The sequence below is a fragment of the Amycolatopsis benzoatilytica AK 16/65 genome (assembly GCF_000383915.1).
GTDB lineage: Bacteria > Actinomycetota > Actinomycetes > Mycobacteriales > Pseudonocardiaceae > Amycolatopsis > Amycolatopsis benzoatilytica.
The window spans coordinates 1,937,468-1,952,158 of sequence record NZ_KB912942.1 but is presented as its reverse complement, the minus strand read 5'-3'; the positions used below and the strand labels follow the sequence as shown (position 1 = coordinate 1,952,158).

At 71.5% G+C, this 14,691-nt stretch carries 11 protein-coding genes and 2 pseudogenes; 4 read left to right on the top strand and 9 right to left on the bottom strand.

Annotated elements, in window-relative coordinates; translation table 11 throughout:
• Positions 1-27: 27 nt before the first annotated feature.
• Complete coding sequence (locus AMYBE_RS0109235; protein ID WP_020659082.1) at positions 28-2,394, bottom strand: heavy metal translocating P-type ATPase; 2,367 nt, start codon at positions 2,392-2,394, stop codon at positions 28-30.
• A gap of 376 nt (positions 2,395-2,770) precedes the next feature.
• Here AMYBE_RS0109235 and AMYBE_RS0109230 point away from each other — a divergent pair, with 376 nt between their 5' ends.
• Positions 2,771-3,484, top strand: coding sequence for a VIT1/CCC1 transporter family protein (locus tag AMYBE_RS0109230; RefSeq protein WP_020659081.1), 714 nt, complete (start codon positions 2,771-2,773; stop codon positions 3,482-3,484).
• 45 nt (positions 3,485-3,529) lie between these two features.
• Here the strand turns inward: AMYBE_RS0109230 and AMYBE_RS43865 are convergent.
• Positions 3,530-3,820, bottom strand: a pseudogene (locus AMYBE_RS43865) (carboxymuconolactone decarboxylase family protein); the annotation flags it as partial.
• A 384-nt stretch (positions 3,821-4,204) separates the two neighbouring features.
• On the opposite strand from AMYBE_RS43865, the gene AMYBE_RS0109215 reads away from it, so the two are divergent.
• A complete protein-coding gene (locus AMYBE_RS0109215; protein ID WP_020659078.1) occupies positions 4,205-4,555 on the top strand; it encodes a hypothetical protein in 351 nt (116 codons plus the stop codon).
• Between the two features lie 290 nt (positions 4,556-4,845).
• On the opposite strand, the gene AMYBE_RS0109210 is transcribed toward AMYBE_RS0109215, so the two are convergent.
• Positions 4,846-5,172: a rhodanese-like domain-containing protein gene (locus AMYBE_RS0109210; protein ID WP_020659077.1), complete on the bottom strand. Its 327-nt coding sequence runs from the start codon at positions 5,170-5,172 to the stop codon at positions 4,846-4,848.
• 226 nt (positions 5,173-5,398) lie between these two features.
• Positions 5,399-5,613, bottom strand: a pseudogene (locus AMYBE_RS43860) (isocitrate/isopropylmalate family dehydrogenase); the annotation flags it as partial.
• An 821-nt stretch (positions 5,614-6,434) separates the two neighbouring features.
• Here AMYBE_RS43860 and cei point away from each other — a divergent pair.
• Entirely contained in the window at positions 6,435-7,091 is a 657-nt protein-coding gene (gene cei, locus AMYBE_RS41265) for an envelope integrity protein Cei (protein ID WP_020659076.1), read from the top strand.
• Between the two features lie 9 nt (positions 7,092-7,100).
• Here cei and AMYBE_RS41260 read toward each other — a convergent pair whose 3' ends face one another.
• From AMYBE_RS41260 to AMYBE_RS0109185, 3 genes are all read right to left on the bottom strand, one after another.
• Positions 7,101-7,715, bottom strand: a complete 615-nt coding sequence (locus AMYBE_RS41260) for a phosphatase PAP2 family protein (RefSeq protein ID WP_169515217.1) — start codon at positions 7,713-7,715, stop codon at positions 7,101-7,103.
• A gap of 90 nt (positions 7,716-7,805) precedes the next feature.
• Positions 7,806-8,702, bottom strand: coding sequence for a M48 family metalloprotease (locus tag AMYBE_RS41255; protein ID WP_051124660.1), 897 nt, complete (start codon positions 8,700-8,702; stop codon positions 7,806-7,808).
• Positions 8,699-9,094, bottom strand: a complete 396-nt coding sequence (locus tag AMYBE_RS0109185; protein WP_020659073.1) for a BlaI/MecI/CopY family transcriptional regulator — start codon at positions 9,092-9,094, stop codon at positions 8,699-8,701. Before AMYBE_RS0109185 ends, AMYBE_RS41255 begins: the two co-directional genes overlap by 4 nt.
• A 338-nt stretch (positions 9,095-9,432) precedes the next feature.
• On the opposite strand from AMYBE_RS0109185, the gene AMYBE_RS41250 reads away from it, so the two are divergent.
• Entirely contained in the window at positions 9,433-11,796 is a 2,364-nt protein-coding gene (locus AMYBE_RS41250; protein ID WP_020659072.1) for a transglycosylase domain-containing protein, read from the top strand.
• A gap of 78 nt (positions 11,797-11,874) precedes the next feature.
• Here the strand turns inward: AMYBE_RS41250 and AMYBE_RS0109175 are convergent, their stop codons facing one another.
• Together AMYBE_RS0109175 and AMYBE_RS0109170 are read right to left on the bottom strand one after the other, a co-directional pair.
• A complete protein-coding gene (locus tag AMYBE_RS0109175; protein ID WP_020659071.1) occupies positions 11,875-12,567 on the bottom strand; it encodes a PIG-L deacetylase family protein in 693 nt (230 codons plus the stop codon).
• Between the two features lie 3 nt (positions 12,568-12,570).
• Positions 12,571-14,343: an aminotransferase class V-fold PLP-dependent enzyme gene (locus AMYBE_RS0109170; protein WP_020659070.1), complete on the bottom strand. Its 1,773-nt coding sequence runs from the start codon at positions 14,341-14,343 to the stop codon at positions 12,571-12,573.
• Positions 14,344-14,691 lie beyond the last annotated feature (348 nt).

Sequence of the window (14,691 nt, the reverse complement as noted above, 5' to 3'; positions counted from 1 at the left end):
ACTCGTTCCTCCTTGCACGACGTGCCGTCAGTGCTTTCGCTGCCCCGGCTCGGCGGGGTCGCCGGCGAGCACGAAGTAGTTCTCCTCCTCCTGCACGAAGTGCAGGCTCAACACGGTGAACAGCCCGTACAGGCAGGACAGCACGTCCTCGACCTGATCGGGGCGGATATTGCCGGTCGTGCCGGCCGCGTCGAGGTGGTCGCCGAGACGACGGGCCAGCCGTTCGATCTCGGCGTGGGTGCGGCTCATGGTCGCGGTGGCCTCCGCGCTGCCCAGCGGAGCGGCCAGCGCCGGGTAAAGCTGAGTTTCCTCGGCCCGCTCGTGTGGCAGCAGCTCGTCGGTCAGGAAGGTGTGCACCGCGCGCAGCTCGGTCACTGTCTCGGGGGTGGGACCGGCCGCGAGCCGGTTGGCCGCGTCCCGCAGCCGCGGCAGCGTGCCGCGCAGGTCGTCGTGTTCGGCTGCGAAGCGCTGCAACATCCGTTCGGTTTCCGGGGCCAGCGACACCCCTCCGGCGGGTGCGGTGCGCAAGGCGCGCAACGCGTTGAGGATGACCGCTACGTCGATCCCCTCCTGCAACAGCGCTCCCACCGCCGGGGGCAGCCAACCGAAGGCGGCCGCCGCCATCGCGAGCAGCGACAGCGCCATGCCGGCGCCAGCGCTCTGCACGGCGATGCGCCGGGCCCGCCGCGCGATGTCCATCGCGTCCGCGAGCCGGTCCAGGTGGTCGGTGGTCAGCACGATGTCCGCGGCCTCCGAGGAGGCGGTGGCGCCGCGCGCGCCCATGGCCACGCCCACGTCGGCGGCGGCGAGCGCGGGGGCGTCGTTGACGCCGTCGCCCACCATGACCGTGACGTCCCGGTCGCGTTCGTCGCGCACCGAAGCGACCTTGTCCGCTGGGGACTGCTCGGCATGCACGTCGTCCAGGCCGAGCACGGTGCCGATCTCGCGGGCTGGTTCCGCCCGGTCGCCGGTGAGCATGATCAGCCGGCGCAGACCAGCTGCCCGCAAGCGTCGCAAGGTGCGCGGCGCGTCCCGGCGCAGCGGGTCGCGCAGCAGAATCGCCCCCGCCACCTCGCCGTCCACGGTCAGCCAGGCCACCGCCGCCCCGTCCAGCCGCGCCCGGCTGAGCACGGCTCCCGCCCAGCCGGCCCCCTCCGGCGGCGCGGTCAGTTTGCCGACCGCCACCCGCAATCCCTCGACCGTGGCGGTCACGCCCCGGCCCGGCTCCTCGACGACGTCCTGCGGCAGCGCGAGGTACGACTCCTGGGCGCGGGCGTGGTTGGTGATGGCCTCGGCCAGCACGTGCGGCGACACCTGGTCCACCGATGCGGCCAGCCGCAGCACCTCCTCGGCCTGCCAACCCGGCGCGGCGGCGACTTCCACGACCGAAGGCTGGCCCGCGGTCAGAGTGCCGGTCTTGTCCATCACCAGCGTGCGGGCGCGCCCCAGCAGCTCCAGCGCTCCGCCGCCGCGGATGATCACGCCGAGCCGGGAGGCACGCGACAGGCCGGACACGATCGCCACCGGCGCGGCCAGCAGCAGCGGGCACGGGGTGGCCACGACCAGCACTGCGACCGCCCGGATCGCCGAACCGCTGACCAGCCACGCCAATCCGGCCACAGCCAGCGACAGCGGCAGGAACCATGCGGCGTACCGGTCGGCCAGCCTGACCACCGGCGCGTTCTCCGCGCTCGTCTGCTGGGCCAGCCGCACGATGCCGGCATAGGTGCTGTCGGCGGCCGTGGCCGCGGCACGCAGCCGGAAAGCGGAGCCCGCGTTGACCACGCCGCTGCGGACCGTCTCGCCGGCGGCGCGTTCCACCTGCAGCGGCTCCCCGGTCAGCACCGACTCGTCCAGCACGGCGACGAGGTCCTGGAGCACCCCGTCGGTGGGCACCACTTCGCCGGGCGCGACTACGAGCAGGTCATCGACGGCTACCTCGGCCAGAGGGATCACCGTGACGGTGTCGCCGACCTGCCGTCGGGCCGAACGGGGCGCGTGTGCGAGCAGGGCCCGAAGGTCGCGCGAGGCGCGGCGTTCGGCGGCGGAGTCCAGCGCGTGTCCCGTGGCGAGCATGACCGCGATCAACGCGCCCGCGAGGTACTCCTGCACCGCCAGCGTGCCGCCCAGCGCGAGCACCGCGATGAGATCGACACCGGCCCGTCGCTGGCGCAGTGCCGCGATCACCCACCACAGCGCCGGCACTACGGCGACGACGGTGCCCACCGCCCAGCAGATGTCGGCAGCGATCGTCGCGCCGGCCAGCCACGCCACCCCGCCGGCGGCGAGCGCGCCGAGCGTGACGGCCACCATCCCCGGTTCGGCCCACCGCCGCAGCCTCCGCAGGCCGGTTTCGGCACCCTGCGTTTCTGCGCCGTCGGCGTTGATCACCATTGCCTCCCACCGTCAGGTCCGTTTCCATCGGACCCGGTGGCGGCCGCCCTGAGCTAGGGCCACACTTCCCTCCGTCGCTGGGGCTTTTGGCCCGACCGTGCCACCCGGTAGGGGCCAGCCACTTCCCGCGAAGGCTCGTCGAGGAGGGCGGTGCCGCACCTGACTATCCATTGTGTACTGACTGGGCGATCCCGGGACGAAAGTCCCGCGCCCGCAGGTCCTCGCGCACTGGCCCGGCCGGCCGGAAGACGGTGTGATCGCGGTGGCGGCAGGTGGCCGTCGGCGGGCACCGGGACGATCCCGGAGCTGCCGGGGACGGCCGATCCTGCGCTGAGAACGGCCGTTCACACAGGTCGCGAACAAGGAGAAACCGGAGATGAACTTCTTCGAGATGGTCAACCCCCATCGCGAGACGCACCGAGCCGCACACGCCGGCTGGCTGCGGGCCGCGGTGCTCGGCGCCAACGACGGCCTCGTCTCCACCGCGAGCTTGATGGTCGGCATCGCCGCCAGTGGCGCCCCGGCCGGCGGGGTCGTCACCGCCGGGCTGGCCGGACTGGCCGCCGGCTCGATGGCCATGGCGGCCGGCGAGTACGTCTCGGTCAGCTCCCAGGTCGATGTCGAACGCGCCGACCGGGCCAAGGAAGAACGGGAGCTGGCCGAGGACCCCGATGCGGAGCTCGAGGAGCTCACCGGCATCTACCAGGAGCGCGGCCTTCCCCGCCCGCTGGCCGAGCAGGTCGCCGCCACCCTGCACGAGAAGGACCCGTTGACGACGCACCTGCGCGACGAGCTCGGCTACAGCGAGGCCACCGCGGCGCGTCCGCTGCAGGCTGCGCTCGCGTCCGCGGCCAGCTTCCTCGTCGGCGGGCTGGTCCCGTTCCTCGGGCTGCTGGGCCCCACCACGGCCGGGCGGCTGTGGCTGATCGTCGCCGTCGCCCTGGTGGGCCTGGCTGTCGCCGGCGTGCTCGGCGCCCGCGTCGCCGGTACCAAGCTGCTGTACCCGGCGCTCCGGGTGGTCATCGGCGGCGGGCTGGCCATGCTCATCACGGCACTGGTGGGCCAGCTCGCACACGTGGCCGGACTGTGAAGCCGAGGAAATCCTCGGCAGGCGCCTCTCGCTGATCGCTGTGCGGGTGCCCGGCTCGCCGTTCCTCAGAAACGCGACGCCGACCGCCTCCGCGGCCTCAGCCGGTTCGGCCCCCTGGACGACCGCACCGCGGGCGTGCGCCGCGATGCAGCCGCCGCACTCTTTGCTCACCGCGATCGCGAGTGCGATCAGCTCCTTCGTCTTGCCATCCAACGCGCCGGCACCGAGCGCGGCCTCATGCAAGTTCCGGTAACCCTCGTACCCCGAAGGGATCGCCTGCCGCAACTCGCGCGTGGGCTTGCGCAACTCCTCGCGAACGGACTTGCCCCAGCTCATATCGCTCCCCCTTTTCCTCGCCCCCGCCAAGGCCGACTCCACGGACGCGATCCGCGCCACTGAACTCGGCCACTCGTTTGCGGGAACATCGCCCCTGCCGCTACGGTGTAGATACCCCCCGGGGTACCATCGAGGAGACACGCAGGAGGTGTGCATGTGCCAGAGGGTGACGTGCCCGCGTTGTAAGAAGCCCACGTACAGCGGCTGCGGCCAGCACGTCGAGCAGGTGCTCGGCGATGTCCCGGCGTCGCAGCGCTGCTCGTGCGCGACGGAACCGCAGCAGCCGCGCGCGCAGTGGCCGTTCGGCGGGCGCTAACAGACCCGGCGTGGCCCGCGGTCCCCCCATCCCCCGCGCGGGCCACGCCGACCTGAAACGGAGAAGCAATGACGCGTTTGCGCCGAACACCGGTCGGCCTGGTCGCCGGACTCGTGGCGCTGGCCGGCTACGGGCTGGCCCTGGGCGGTTTCTCCCACCCCCTGTCGTGGTGGTGGTATCTCGTCTGGCTTGCTTCCGCAGCCCTCTCAGGATGGCTGGTTTCGACCTACGTGGCCCCGGAAGGCGGACTGAACCGAGGCTGCTCGCAATGCAGCCAGGTCGCCGTCATCGCGGTGCCGGTATCGATGGCCCTGCTGGCGAACGCCAGCGTGAGCGCGGCAGCAGTCTCGTTCGGGGTGCTCGGTTTTGGCCTGGTACAACGGATACTCTCGCCCAACACGTGTGGAGTGCCACGGTAGAACGCCCGCCGGCCGGCCCGGCGGGCGTTTCTCGTGGCAGCGCGTCCCGACGCCGGGCCACTCGACCTCGGCAGCCCGCCCGGCCCGCTCGCGGCGCGAGCACCGGCCCAGCCGAAGGCTCCCAATACCGCACGGACCTTGCCCCCAGCAAGCGGACCAGCGCGCCGCAGGTGCATCTGGCACGGCGCGCCCACGTTCGAAGTTCCGGAACGAACGCGGCCTCCCCGTCATAGGACGGAGAGGCCGCGTCGCTTCGTGTCGACCGAAAGACTTCGATCAACCCCACTACGTCACGCCGCGTTCTCGCGCGGGCCAACGACGACCGGCCGCCCCAAGGCGATCCACGCGCTGGTGCCGCCATTGACCGAGCGAGCGTCGTAACCCGCCGAGGCGAGCCAAGAAGCCGCCGTGCGGCTCCGGTTTCCGCTCGCGCAGATGACGTAGACCGGCTCGTCGCGGGGAAGCTCGGCAGCCCGGCCGGGCAGAGTCGACAGCGGCAGCAGCCGAGCGCCGGGCACATGCCCGCTCAGGTACTCGCCGGGCTCGCGAACATCCACGACCAGCGCGCCGCCACGGTGCGCCGCGGCCAGGTGCCGCACATCCACTTCCTGAACCATGCTCATCCTCTCCTATACCCCGGGGGGTATCGCTTTTCTTCAGGGTAACCACGCTCGGACGAGATGTGCAACCACTGCGCGATAGGCCGGGAACGGCACCGCTCGAACCGCGGTCTCGACGCGCCGGACCGCGCGGTGTGCGAAGACCCCAATGTGCGAACTGGCGCAGCGTTAACCGCCCGGCCGCGGGTACGCGCTGCGCACCTCGATGCGAGAGAAGCCGACCGCCGAGCAGGATGCCGTCGAAACCGGACAGCTGCTCGACGCCGTGGTCCGGCATCATCGCGCCGGTCTTCGCGTACCGCTCGCAGCTCCAGTCGAATTGGTCCGCTCCAAGGAGAATCCGTACTTCGCCGCGGCGGTGTCCAGCACTCGGCGCGCCTCGATCGTGACGTCGACTCCGATCCCGTCGCCCGGGATGCTCGCGATCCGGTGCGTCACCGGTTCACCGCGATGTACTTGGTCTCCAGGAACTCGTCGATGCCGACGGTGCCGCGCATCTCCGGCTCACACCCCGCACCCTGCCCGCATCAGCTCAGCCAGCATCGCACCCGGCTATTGCCGGCCCGCACGCACCGGCGGCAACCGTCCAGGCGAAGCAGGTAGCCGCTGCCGCCGCTCGCCGAAGCGGACTCGCCGTCGGCGAGGCGCGCCAAGTGCCGACCGGATACCGCGGGTCAGCGTGCACGAGCCCCGATCATCGCTCTCCCGGCATCCGGTCAGGCCGGTAAGGCGGCCTGCCGCGCGGGGGCGGCGCCGCGAACCTCTGGGGCGGTCCGGGCCTTACCGGCGGGGAGTGGGTCGGCGAGGCGGGTCGTGCCCGCGGTGCCGGGTTGCCCGCCCCGCGCGCCCGGGGCGGCGCGGTCGGCGGCGGTCCGGCGCGCCGATCCACTGGCTCAGGCCGGTTCACCCACGCGTCGAAGACCACCAGTCCGGCGCCAAGGACAAGAAAGACGATCGCCATTACCGCGCTGCGGGCGACGACTCCAATCCCGGCGATGGCCACGAATCCGAGGACGGCGAACCAGCAATAAGGGTCGACCCGGCCGAACCTCGGCCGCGCGCCCGCGCGTTTTCGCGATCCGATTGCCATCTCGCCAACCCCAATCCGCGGTGGACCGCTGATGGCCCGGGCGTCCCCGCCCGGAGCCGGCCTGCGGCGACCCACGCGCGCAGGATCTCAGCACATATCCTACACGTTGTAGGATCAAATCCGCGTAGCTCGACTCCCCCGCCCCGCACCGGCCGATCGGAGGGCATCCATGCAGGCATTGGCACCGCGCCGCACCCCGACGCCTTACCGGCGGCGAAAGCCGCTCGCCGGAATCGTCGTGCTGAGCGTCCTCGCGATCACCTCGGTAATGGTCTGGACCACGACGCTGCAACGCGCGTCCGATGCTACCGCGCTGACCGCGTGCCCGCCCCCGGCTGCGGGCACGGCACCGCCCGCGTCCACGGCGCTGGCCTACCACGCGCTGGACAACGTCGCTCCCGCGCCGGCCGCCGAAAGTCGCGTGACCGTGCTGAACGGCAGCGGCCAGCGCGGGAGCGCCGCACTTGTCGCCGGCGAGCTGGCCCGGCTGGGATTTCCGCCGGCGTCGCCGCCGGCTGACGACCCTGCGCATCCCGAGGGCGACCTGCGGTGCTTGGGCCAGATTCGCTTCGGCCCCGCGGGCACTTCGGCCGCGAGAACGCTCAGCCTGGTCGTGCCGTGCGCGCAACTCGTGCGCGATTCCCGGGCCGGCAGCACCATCGATCTCGCCTTGGGCACCGATTTCAGCACCGTGATCCCGACTCCCGAGGCCAGGCGAGCGCTCGACTTGCTGGCGACAGCGCCGACCGGCGTCCCGACCGACGGCGCCACACCGCCCGGCCTGACTCCGGCGCTGCTGAACGGCGCTCGCCCGGGCCAGTGCTGAGTTCGGCGGTCAGCCGGCCGAGCCGCCGGGGCCGCGCCCCTCGATGCCGGCAAGAGGGCGCACCGCATCGGGCGTCCACCGCTGCACTGCACGCCCCAGCGGCCCGGAAAGCGTCGGGACCAGGAGCAGCGCGGCCGCGGCGCCGATGGCCAACCCGGCCAGAACGTCGAGCGGATAGTGCATCCCGGCGTAAACCCGGGCGAAGGCGAGGAAGACGGCGACCGCGCACGCGATCGCACCCCAGCCACGCGCGAAGACGAGAATGCCCGCCGCCAGCGCCGCCCCCAGCGCGGCGTGATCGCTGGGAAAAGAATTGTCCGCCGAGTGACCGAGCAGGACGGTGACCCCGCGCAGAGCGATGAACGGGCGAACTTCCGTATGCAGCGCGGCGAAGAGCTGATTGAAGCCCAGCGATACGAGGGCGGCGACACCGGTCAGCACAGCCGCTGCGAGGGCACGTGCGGCGTCCGCCCGGCCCCGCCGCGTCCACCACGCCAGCGTCAAGAGCAGCACGAGGAGAACCGGTCCGCCCCACAACGCGAACGCAGCCATGACCGGATGCGCCCACCCGGTGCGGGCGGCAAGGTGGTTGATTTCCCAGAACAGAGCGAGATTCCACGGCACGAGAGCGAACATTCCTTCCGGCGACTGCGAGAGCGCAGACCCGGTATCCTACATCTTGTAAGAATCACGCTTCCGCCTAACGCCGCCCGGTCAGCCGAGCAAGGCGTCAGCGACCCGCAGGAACGCGATCGTGGCGTCGGCCAGCACCGCGAGACCGCCGCCAAGCACCACGAGCGTGGGCAGGAGCGACAGCGGCCGCGTCACGGTGGGAGCGCGTCGCAGCGCGGATACGCGGCCGCGGACTCCCCGGTCGCTGAACGCGAGCGCCGCACCGGAACCGACGGTGGCAAGCGCCGCCCGGGCCAGCGACCTCGCCGCGAGCTCACGGCTGGCTACCGCGGTAGCGGCGTCCTCGTCGGCCCAGCGTTCGAGCTGAAACGCGATTTGGCCGCGGAGGCAGACCAGCACCGGATTGACCGCGGCCGCGACGGCTGCGACAGCTTGGTAGCGGTGGTGCTGGTGCACGAGGTGCGCGCGTTCGTGGGCCAGCAGCACCCGGCGCTCGTCGGGTCCGAGCGCCTGCAGCATGCCGTCGGAAACCACGATCCGGCCAGGGCGGCCGCGACCAGGCGACACCGCGTAGGCGTGCGGGCTCGGGTCCGCGAACACCACCAGCTCGCCGCGCGCGCCGGCGACGACGCCGCGCATCAACTTCCGCAGCCGTGCGCGCTGGTACACCACACGTGCCACCCGCACCGCGATCACCACGAGCAGGACTGCCGCGACCGTGCCGGCGATCCGCGGCACCGGGTCCAGTCTGCGCAACTGGGCCGCGGAGAGCGGCGAGTGCTCCAGAACTTCTCCGAGATGGCTCAATCCCGCACCGGCGACCATCACCAGCCCCCACAACGTCCCGGCGCCAACCGCGACGGCTACCCCGCACAGAAGGCGCACCGCCGCGGGCGGTGCCAGACGCCGGCCGGCCATCGGCACGCCTCGCGCCGCCAGCACCGGGAGAAACAAGGCCAGGTACACGTCGACTCTCACGGCCGACCGCCCGGTCGGCGATCCCCGTCCGCGAGCATCTCGCGCAGCGCTGCCGCGTCTTCGGGTTCGAGGGTGGTGACGAACTTCTGCAGCGCCGCACCCCGGTCTCGGGCCTCGCGCAATGCGACGTTCATCCGCTGGGCCGTGAGGTCGGCGTGCGCCCGCCGCGGCGAATACACATGGCCGCGCCCCGACGCTGTCCGCTCGGCCAGCCCCTTCTCGTACAACCGGGTCAGCACGGTCAGAACCGTCTTGTACGACAGATCGGCCCCCACCGCCTCATGGACCGCCGCACCGGACAGAGGCGTCGGCGCCGCCCACAGCGCGGCCATCACTTCCGACTCCAACGCGCCTGCCGCGCGCCGCGCCCGCGACTGTTCCCCGCCCGACATGAACCTCCTCAGTTCCACCCCGCGACAACCACCGGAAGCCCCGTTCACCGGCTTCCGCTCGGCTCGCCAGCCGCGGGCAGCCCGAGGGTACCTCCAGACGCCGGCCCGCTCTCCGGTCACGCGGACTACACACCTGCGACTTCTACACTGATGTAGAAGCGTTGGCCGTCAGGAATCGAGCTCATGCCCCCTCTTGTCGCACCATTAGGTCTCTTCCCCGCAGTCCTGGCGCAGGGACTGCGATCACCTCGGCGCGGAGGGCACGACCTCGACGCTCACCCGGGGCGCCATTCGTGAGCCGCCCATACCCGCCCGGCGAGCCGCCGTATCGGCCCCGCATGCCCGGCGCCGGGCCGACACCGCCGCGCCGGCCGGCCGGCGCCCGGCGGCCGCTCGATCCGCGCCAGCTTCCGGTGCCGGAACTGCTGACCCACCGGGAGCCCGTCCGTCCCGCGGTTGCGCCCAGCGAGCCCCGCGGGCACGATACGCAGCCGCCGGGCGAACCAGCCCGGGCTCGAACGGCGCGCAAGAAGGTCTGGCGGCGCGTCCGCCGCGGCCTCTACGTCCTGGCCGGCTTGTGCCTGCTGGGTCCGGTCGTCGCCTTCGTCGTCGCGTACCAATTCGTCCAGGTGCCCGATCCGACCGCGCTCGCCGCCGCGCTCAACCAGCCGGTGACGCTGTATTACGCGGACGGGTCGGTGATGTACACCAAGACCGGGGCCGCGGGCAATCGGCAACTGGCCACCTGGGACCAGATCCCGCAGTCGATGAAGAACGCGCAGATGGCCGCGGAGGACGAGACCTTCATGACCAACTCGGGCTTCGACCTCAAGGCGATCGTGCGCACCGTCTGGAACCGGCTCAACGGCGGCACCGGCGGCGGGTCCACCATCGGGCAGGAGTACGTCAAGGAGGCCACCGGCAACGACCAGCCGACACTCGCCCGCAAAATGGCCGAAATGGTCGAGTCCTACAAAATGACCAATACTTACTCCAAACAGGACATCCTGACCGCTTACCTCAACACCGTCTATTTCGGACGCGGCGCGTACGGGATCAAGGCCGCGGCCAAGGCGTTCTACGGCGAGGACCTCGGCAAGCTCACGAACGAACAAGCCGCGTTGCTGGCCGGGATGGTCCAGCTGCCGTCCTATGCGAACAGCCCCGCCTACGAACGCCAGCGGTACCACTACGTGCTGGGGCGAATGCTGGCGAACCACTGGGTCAGCCAGGCGGAGTACGCGTCGGCCGTCTTCCCGGCGCCGATCGCCGCGACGAGCGCCGGGTCCGGTTCCGCGCTTTCCCCGACTCGCCAGTACATCGTCTCCGCGGTATTCGACGAGCTGGCGAAGCAGGGCCTTTCGGAACAGTCGCTTTTCCGGTCCCGGGCCAAGATCTACACCTCGATCCAGCCCGCGGCGCAGACCGAGGCCGAACACGCGGTCACCAAGATCACTGCCGCGGACCGGAGCTACCCGCACGAGGGCGCCGCTCTCGTGTCGATCGATCCCGCCACCGGCGGGATCGTGGCGTACTACGGCGGGGACGGTTCCACCTCCTACGACCTGGCGAAGACGCCGCAACAGCCCGGTTCCTCGTTCAAGCCCTACGTTCTCGCCGCCGGGGTACGCACCGATCCCGGCCGCATCGGCCTCGACACCGTCTACGACGGCAGTGACAACCAGACGATCGACGGGCAGCTGGTTCACAACTCCGACGGCGAAGGCGCCAGCAGAATCACCGTCAAGGACGCGATGACCAAATCGGTCAACACCGTGTTCTACCGGATGGGCGCGCAGGTCGGCGTGAACAACGTCCGACAGGCCGCCTGGGACGCGGGCATCCCGAAACAGATCACGTCCTCGCTCGGGTCCACTTTCGACTCGCTGCAGCAGGACGACCCGGCCACCGGAGCCGGAACCGGCACCACCCAGCTGGGGATCTCGATCGGGCAATACCCGGTCCGGCCGATCGACCAGGCACAGGGCTACGCCACCTTCGCCGACAACGGCGAATACCGCCCGGCGCACTTCGTCACGAAGGTGACCGACGGGACCGGAAGCCAGCTGTACGGCTTCGACACCGCGGCCACTCCGGCGTTCGGCTCCGACCCCGCCGCCAGCGCCGCGGTCGCGAACACCGTCACTGCCTCCATGACCGACGTCGCCTCCTCCTCCGGCGACGGCCTGCGCGGCGGCCGCCCGGATGCGGCCAAGACCGGGACCGCCCAGTTCAACGACACCGGCCACAACTCCGAAGCCTGGATGGTCGGCTATACCCCGCAAATCGTCACGGCCGTCTGGTTCGGCAACACCCAGCAGCCCGCACCGATCTACGGCAACTACCACAACGGGATCGGCTCGAACCACGGATATGACGTCTACGGCCGCGAAGAACCGGGCTACATCTGGCAGGACTTCATGAACGCCTACCTCGCCGGCCAGCCCGTGCGAGACTTCCCGCCCGCGCCCGCTGGCGCCGCCGCACCGGCAACCACCGACAGCGCACCGCCGACCACCACGAACCGCCCCGCGCCGAGCACGCCCGCGACCACCTCGGTCCGCGCCCCGACCACCACCACCGCCCCGGCCACGTCCGACCAGCCGACCAGCACGCAGCCCACCGCCGCATGCGGCAGCAGCTGCCCGACCAGCACGCCCAGCGGCTCGCACCACGGGCCCGGCCCGGGAAGCAGCGGATGACGCCGGACTCCCCTGATACGAGGCCTGGCCCGTCGGGCCGGTCCAGCTCAGCCCGGCTCTGGCCGACCGAGCGAGACCTTAACGGCGTTCGCCGTCGGCATGGCCGGCCAACAGCCGCAGGTGCTCGAGAGCGCCGAGCATTTCCAGCCGGCGCACGAGCACCGGGTTGTGCGTGGCTTGGCTGGCATGCGCGGCGATCGCGCGGCGCTGGACGGACCGGTCCACCGGCAGCGTCCAGTCCACTTCGGACAGCGGGTGGCCGGTGAACGCGGTCCCGAGTTCGGCGTTGAGCCGGTCGGCGATCGACGCCGGCAGGGTCCAGCCGACCACCGGCAGGTCCAGCCGGGCCGCCGCGGCAGCGGCCGCCGCGGTGGCTGCGGCGTGGTCGGGATGCCCGGTGACGCCGCCGGTATCGAAGGCCAGCAGGTGGCTGACGGCGGTGCGAGCGGCCAGCCGGAGCACGTGCCCGGCCAGCTCCGGCAACGGGACCGAGGACAGGCCGCCGTCGGGGTAGTCGAGCAGCTCGGTCTCGGTGACGCCGAGAATTGCGGCCGCCGCACCGAATTCGGCCGCTCGGACGGTGGCCAGGTCCGGTCGCCGACCGCCGAGCGTGGACGCTCCGCCCCGGGTGAAGCACAAGACCGCGACCCGGCCGCCGGATGCGACGACGGCATCGATGACCGCGCCGAGGCCGAAGGATTCGTCGTCAGGATGCGCTATTACGGCCAATACCGACGTCATGCCGGCCGGCGGCGACGCGACAGTGTCCACCGCTCACTCCCCCGCGTCCGGCGCGTGATCGGGCAGACATCCGGGTGGCAAGGGGAACCAGCGCAGCGCCTCGAAATCGGCGGGCAACCCGGTGGGGCCGTCGTCGATCCGGTCCGGCCGGTCCGCCAGCAGCGCTTCCGCGTCCCGGAGATGCTGCGCGAGTGCGTCTTCGCCGAGAGTGGTCGGGTTGTTCGGCCAGCGCAGTACGCCGTCGCCGTCGTAACGGACATCGGCAAGCCGCAGCGGCGCGCGCCCGGGGCCGGCGTGGTGGCGCCACAAGCCGGTGCGCGGATCGAACCGGTAATCGGTCAGCAGCCGGTGGCCTTGCCGGGCCAGCAGGTCGACCGCGTCGACCAGGTAGTCGCGGACGGCGTCGGAAATGAAGTAGTTGAAGTTGATCCGGATCCAGCCGGGTTTGATGCCTTCGCAGCCGAGCCCGATCTCGTGGCGGTAGGCGCGCGAATGCCGCGGGTCGATGGCCAGCAGCCGGTGCCCGTAGGGTCCCGCGCAGGAACACCCGCCGCGGGCTTGGATCCCGAACAGGTCGTTCAGGACCGCGACCACGTAGTTGTGGTGCAGGCGCCGTTCTCCCGCCCGGATCCGGAAGGACACGATGGACAGCCGGCGGGCGTTGTGGCTGCCGAGGATTTCGATGTCCGGATTGGCCTCCCAGCGGCGCAGCGCGTACCGCCACAGCCGTTCCTCCCGTTGCTGGATCAGGTCGGTGCCCACCGCCTGTTTGAGCGCGAACACCAGCCCGGCCCGGATCGACTCGATAATCGCCGGGGTGCCGCCTTCTTCACGGGCGACCGGGTCGTCGAGGTAGCGGTGTCCGACCGGGTCCACGAACGCCACCGTGCCCCCGCCCGGGACGGTCGGGACCGCGTTGCGCACCAGCTCCCGCCGTACGACCAGCACGCCCGGAGTCTGCGGGCCGCCGACGAATTTGTGCGGGGACAGGAAGATCGCGTCCTTGTGGTCGACCCGGCCGGGCGCGGACGGGCGCATCCGGATCGGCACGTACGGCGCGGCGGCGGCGTAGTCCCAGAACGAGAGTGCCCCGTGCTCGTGCAGCAGCGCGGCGATCCGCTCGGTGTCGGTCAGCACCCCGGTGACGTTCGAGGCGGCCGAGAAGCTGCCGATCCGCAGCGGCCGGTCGGCGTAGCGGACCAGCCGCTCGGCCAGCTGGGCGAGATCGATGTGGCCGTCGGCGTCCTCGTCGATGACCACCACGTCCGCGATCGACTCCCGCCACGGCAGTTCATTCGAATGGTGCTCGTACGGGCCGACGAACACCACCGGCCGTTCCCGATCCGGGATCTGCGCGGACAGCCGGTAGCGCGCGTCCAAGCCGGCTGGCACCCGCAGTTCCAGAATGCCGACCAGCTTGTTCACCGCCGCGGTCGCCCCGGACCCGCAGAAAATCACCAGATCGTCCTCGTCGCCGCCGACCGCGTCCCGGATCACCCGGCGGGCGTCTTCCCGCAGCCGGCTGGTCTGCAGCCCGGTGCCGGAACTCTCGGTGTGGGTGTTCGCGTACCGGGGCAAGACCTCCGCCCGGACGAAGTCCTCGATGAACCCGAGCGACCGCCCGGAGGCGGTGTAGTCGGCGTAAGTGATCCGCCGCCGCCCGTACGGGCCGTCCAGCACCTCGCCGTCGCCGATCACCTCGCGGCGGATCCGCTCGACCAGCGGCGAACTCGGCGCCGCCGACGCGTCCGCCGTCGAACGCGGCAGTGCGGCCGTACCGTCCCCCGGCCCCGTCATCGTGCTCATCCGATGCTCCCCACTGGTCCGCGCAGACAGACCCGGCGACCGCCTGGCCACCACATCCTGAGCCTCGCTGGCCCCCGCTGTCCGGGGCCGTTGGTCCTGCACCAGCTGGCCGAAGGACCACCCGGCTTCCCGGGGTTCGCCGCTCGCCAGAGGCGGTGCAGTGCCAGGGCGCTGAAGGCGGGGAGCTCGGCCAGGCCGGCGACAGCGGCTCCGGCCGGTGCCGCCGAAAACGCGCAGTCCGCGCAGCAGCAGGTCGACGAGGATCGCGAGCACCGCGGTTGACACTCGCCGCCGATCGATGACCAAAGACCCGGTACGACCACGACGAGGCCAGCCTAGTATTTACTA